General features: G+C 67.7%; 6 protein-coding genes and 1 pseudogene. All 7 read left to right on the top strand.

Annotated features, from left to right (window positions below):
* Positions 1-116, top strand: a pseudogene (locus ACFDSW_RS15290) (2-pyrone-4,6-dicarboxylate hydrolase); the annotation flags it as partial.
* Positions 113-604 carry a protocatechuate 4,5-dioxygenase subunit alpha gene (gene ligA / locus ACFDSW_RS15285; RefSeq protein WP_375251132.1) on the top strand — a complete coding sequence of 164 codons (492 nt, stop codon included), beginning with the start codon at positions 113-115 and terminating at the stop codon, positions 602-604. The pseudogene ACFDSW_RS15290 and the gene ligA, both read left to right, overlap by 4 nt.
* Entirely contained in the window at positions 604-1464 is an 861-nt protein-coding gene (locus tag ACFDSW_RS15280; protein ID WP_375251131.1) for a class III extradiol dioxygenase subunit beta, read from the top strand. Before ligA ends, ACFDSW_RS15280 begins: the two co-directional genes overlap by 1 nt.
* Complete coding sequence (locus tag ACFDSW_RS15275; RefSeq protein WP_375251130.1) at positions 1461-1862, top strand: hypothetical protein; 402 nt, start codon at positions 1461-1463, stop codon at positions 1860-1862. The genes ACFDSW_RS15280 and ACFDSW_RS15275 overlap by 4 nt, the downstream gene beginning before the upstream one ends.
* Positions 1859-2809, top strand: coding sequence for a Gfo/Idh/MocA family oxidoreductase (locus tag ACFDSW_RS15270; protein WP_375251129.1), 951 nt, complete (start codon positions 1859-1861; stop codon positions 2807-2809). Before ACFDSW_RS15275 ends, ACFDSW_RS15270 begins: the two co-directional genes overlap by 4 nt.
* Positions 2806-3981, top strand: a complete 1176-nt coding sequence (gene pobA, locus ACFDSW_RS15265; RefSeq protein ID WP_375251128.1) for a 4-hydroxybenzoate 3-monooxygenase — start codon at positions 2806-2808, stop codon at positions 3979-3981. Before ACFDSW_RS15270 ends, pobA begins: the two co-directional genes overlap by 4 nt.
* Before the next feature lie 59 nt (positions 3982-4040).
* The coding region (locus ACFDSW_RS15260) for an aldo/keto reductase (protein ID WP_375251133.1) at positions 4041-4984 on the top strand (944 nt) is incomplete at its 3' end.

The raw sequence follows: 4984 nt of genomic DNA, 5'->3' as shown, positions 1-4984 counted from the left end.
ACGACGGCTGGCTGGTCGACATGATCCCGCGCATCGCGCCGACGCCGGCGCTGCAGCACAAGCTGCTGGTCGACAATCCGATGCGGCTCTACTGGCCCGAGGAGATGGCGGCATGACGACCCCCCGCGACATCCACGCCTATCTCGCCGAGTTCGAAGATATCCCGGGCACGCGCGTCTACACCGCCAAGCGCGCCCGCAAGGGCTATCACCTCAACCAGTTCGCGATGAGCCTGATGAAGCCGGAGAATCGTGCCCGCTTCAAGGCCGACGAGGCGGCCTATCTCGACGAATGGAAGCTGACGCCCGCGCAGCGCGCGGCAGTGCTCGCACGCGATTACAACGCGATGCTCGACGAGGGCGGCAACATCTATTTCATGGCCAAGCTGTTCTCCACCGACGGGCAGAGCTTCCTGCAGGCTGTTGGCACGATGACGGGCATGAGCACCGAGGATTATCAGGCGATGATGGTCGCCGGTGGCCGCTCGCCGGACGGCGTTCGCTCGCGGCGGGAACAGGCCGCGCTCGCCGCCGTCGCCGACGCCGCGTCGGAGATCACCAACACGCCCGTCCCGGACGGCGCCGCTGATGAGGAGCGACGCTGATGGCGCGCATTACGGCGGGTATCGCCACCAGTCATATCCCCGCGGTCGGCGCCGCGATCGACAATGGCAAGACCGCCGACCCCTATTGGGCACCAGTGTTCGCCGGCTATGATTTCGCGCGGGCGTTCGAGCGCGAGGAGAAGCCCGACGTCGTGATCCTGGTCTATAACGACCATGCCTCCGCCTTCGACATGACGTTCATCCCGACCTTCGCGATCGGCTGCGCGGAGGAATTCGCCCCCGCCGACGAGGGCTGGGGCCCGCGCCCGGTGCCGGTCGTGAAGGGGCATCCCGATCTCGCCTGGCACATCGCGCAGAGCCTGATCCTCGACGAATTCGACATGACCATCATCAACGCGATGGATGTCGACCATGGGCTGACCGTGCCGATGAGCCTGATGTTCGGCCAGCCCGAGGCGTGGCCGGTACGCGTCGTGCCGCTGGCGGTGAACGTCGTCACCTATCCGCCGCCGTCGGGCAACCGCTGCTGGCAACTCGGCGAAGCCATCGCGCGCGCGGTGGAAAGTTTCGAGGAGGATCTGAACGTTCAGATCTGGGGCACCGGCGGGATGAGCCACCAGCTTCAGGGGCCGCGTGCCGGCCTCATCAACAAACCCTGGGACACCGCCTTCCTCGACGCGCTGACCGCCGATCCGGAGATGCTGCGCCACAAGCCGCACATCGACTATCTGCGCGAGGCGGGGAGCGAGGGCATCGAACTCGTCATGTGGCTCATCATGCGCGGTGCACTTGGCCCAAGCGTGCGCGAATTGCACCGTTTCTACCACGTACCCGCCAGCAACACCGCGGTCGGCCATATCGTGCTGCGTCCCGCGCCGGAGCAGGCCACGTCGCCGTGAGCACGGGCCCCTATGCGGCGCTGTCCGCAGACTTCGAACTGCTCCAGGGGACGCAACGCCAGATCATGGCCGCGACCAGCCGCCGGGAGGAGGGATGGCGATGGGCCGTGGTTCAGCACCGCCGCACGCTCGCCACGCAACTGGCGGCATTGTCGGAAAAGATACGTGCGCTGCCCGAGCCGGGCGCGGGCGACACGCTGCACAAGGCAGCGCGTGACAGCGTGTCGAAGCTGCGCGCCGCGCTGGCCGAGCATCAGGCGCGCTGGCCGGCGGTGGCGATCGACCCCGATGCGGAGGGATATCGCAGCTCGGTCGATGGCGTCCGCACTTCCTATCGGGCGGTCGAGGCGGCTCTGACCGCGCTGCGCGCCGCCATCAGCAACGGAGAACGAACATGAAGATCGCGCTGGCAGGAGCCGGAGCCTTCGGCGAGAAGCATCTCGACGGGCTACGCCACATCGACGGGGTCGAGGTGACGAGCCTGGTCGGGCGAACGCTCGATTCAACCCAGGCGGTGGCCGCCAAATATGGCATCGGCCACGTCACCACCGATCTCGCCGAGGCGCTGGCGCAGGATGTCGACGCGGTGATCCTGTGCACGCCGACCCAGCTCCACGCAGCGCAGGCGATCCAGTGCATGGCGGCGGGCAAGCACGTCCAGGTCGAGATTCCGCTGGCCGACAGCTGGGCGGACGCGGAAGCGGTGCTGAACAAGGCGCAGGAAACCGGCCTGACCTGCATGGTCGGGCATACGCGGCGCTTCAACCCCAGCCACCAGTATCTGCACGACAAGTTCGTCGCGGGCGAGGCGCAGGTGCAGCAACTCGACGTGCAGACCTATTTCTTCCGCCGCCGGAACATCAATGCGAAGGGTCAGCCGCGCAGCTGGACCGACCATCTGCTGTGGCACCATGCGGCGCATACCGTCGACCTGTTCGCCTATCAGGCGGGGCCGATCGTCGCGGCGAACGCGCTGGAGGGGCCGATCCATCCCGAACTTGGCATCGCGATGGACATGTCGATCCAGCTAAAGGCGGAGAGCGGCGCGCTTTGCACGCTCAGCCTGTCGTTCAACAACGACGGGCCGCTCGGCACCTTCTTCCGTTACATCTGCGACACCGGCACCTGGATCGCGCGCTACGACGATCTCGTCACCGGGCGCGAGGAGCCGGTCGACGTCTCCGGGGTCGCGGTGTCGACCAACGGTATCGAGCTGCAGGACCGCGAATTCATCGCCGCGATCCGCGAGGGGCGCGAGCCGAACAGTTCGGTGCAGCAGGTGCTGCCCTGTTACCGCGTGCTGGGGCAACTGGAAGAGCAGCTGGGACGGACGGTCGCGGCGTGAGGACGCAGGTCGCCATTATTGGCGCGGGCCCCGCCGGGCTCCTGCTGGGCCATCTGCTTCGCGCCGCGGGGGTCGATTGCCTGATCCTCGAACGGCAGACGCGCGACCATGTCGAAAGCCGCATCCGCGCCGGCGTGCTGGAAACGGTCACGACCGACCTGTTGCATCGCCTCGGTATCGACGCCGGCCTCACCGCGCACGGCATGGTCGAGGATGGTTTCAATCTCGCCACCGACGACCAGGTCATCCGCATCGATATCAAGGCGCTGACCGGCCGGCACGTCACCGTCTATGGCCAGACGGAAGTGACCCGCGACCTGATCGAAGCGGCGCCCGCGCGTGGACTGGAAATCGTGTGGGAGGCGAAAGACGTCGCCCTGCACGACATCGACGGCGACGCGCCGTTCGTCACCTACGCCCATGCCGGTGCCGAACACCGTGTGGACACGGTGTTCATCGCCGGTACCGACGGATATCACGGGGCGAGCCGCAAGGCGATGCAGGCCGCCGGCACGCCCGCACGTGAATTCGAACGCGCCTATCCGTTCGGCTGGCTGGGGATCCTGGCCGACGTGCCGCCGTGCCATCCCGAGCTGATCTACGCGAACACCAGCGACGGGTTCGCGCTCGCCTCGATGCGCTCGCCAACGCGGAGCCGCTATTATATCCAGGTGCCGCTGACCGACACGCTCGACATGTGGCCCGAAGCGCGGCTGTGGGACGAGCTTGACCGGCGCTTCTCGTCGCTGGCGAACCGGCCGGTGACGCGCGGCCCGGCGCTGGAGATATCGATCGCGCCGCTGCGCAGCTTCGTGTTCGAGGGGATGCGGCATGGCCGCCTCTTCCTGGCCGGTGATGCCGCGCACATCGTGCCGCCGACGGGCGCCAAGGGGCTCAACCTTGCCGCCTCCGACGTCGCCTATCTTGCCGACGCGCTGATCGGGCATTTCACGCGGGGTGACGACGAGGCACTGCAGCAATATGAGCGCCGCGCGCTCGCGCGCATCTGGAAGGCGGAGCGGTTCAGCTGGATGCTGACCAAGCTCATGCACCGCTTCCCCGAAGATGGCGCCTTCGAGCACCGCATGCAGGTCGCCGAGCTGGACTATGTCGCCTCATCTCGGGCAATGCAGACCGCGATCGCCGAAAATTACGTGGGACTACCGCTCTGACCACCCTGCCCCAGCGCTCGATCGGCCCGTTGCGCGTGTCCGCGATCGGGCTCGGCTGCATGAACCTCAGCCACGCCTATGGCACACCGCCGCCCGAGGAGGACGCCGCGCGTCTTCTCAACCGCGCCCTCGATCTCGGCGTGACCTTGCTTGACACCGCCGCGCTTTATGGCGGGGGCAGCAACGAGCGGCTGATCGGCGCAGCGGTGATGCACCGCCGCGCCGACTTCACGCTCGCGTCCAAATGCGTCCTTGATCTGATCGACGGAAAGCGCGTGCTGGACGCCCGGCCGGAAACGATCGCGGGGACGCTCGATCGCGCACTGGCGCGGCTCGGCACCGACCATATCGACCTTTACTATCTCCACCGGCCCGACCCGGCGGTGCCGATCGAGGATTCGGTCGGCGCGCTGGTGCGCGCGAAGGAGGCGGGCAAGATCGGCGCTATCGGCCTCAGCGAGATGTCGGCCGAGCAACTGCGCCGCGCGCACGCGGTTCATCCGATCGCGGCGATGCAGACCGAATATTCGCCGGTGGTGCGCAATCCGGAAGTCGCCGTGCTGGCCGAATGCCGCCGCCTTGGCGCCGGCTTCGTGGCCTTCTCTCCGGTTGCGCGCGGTCTGCTGGCCGGCTCGGTGACGGACGACAGCTATGTGACGGGTGACATCCGCGCGACGCATCCCCGCTTCACCGGCACCAACCTGCGCCGCAACCTGGAGACGGTGCGCCGCTTCACGGCCCTCGCCGCCGACGCGGGACGGACCCCGGCGCAGCTATCGCTCGGCTGGGTGCTGGCGCGCGGCGACCATGTGGTGCCCATCCCCGGCACGCGCAGCATCGCGCACCTCGAAGAGAATGTCGCCGCGGCGACGATGCCGCTGCCGAGCGACCTGATCGACGCGGTCGACGCGCTCTTCGCGGAATACCCTCTCGTCGGCGCGCGCTATCCCGCCGCGATGCAGGCGCAGATCGGCACGGAATTGCTGCCGGGCGAAACGCTGGC

Source organism: Sphingomonas sp., from assembly GCF_042091075.1.
GTDB lineage: Bacteria > Pseudomonadota > Alphaproteobacteria > Sphingomonadales > Sphingomonadaceae > Sphingomonas.
Note: the sequence above shows the minus strand (reverse complement) of the source record. Positions and strands in the feature narration are given on the sequence as shown.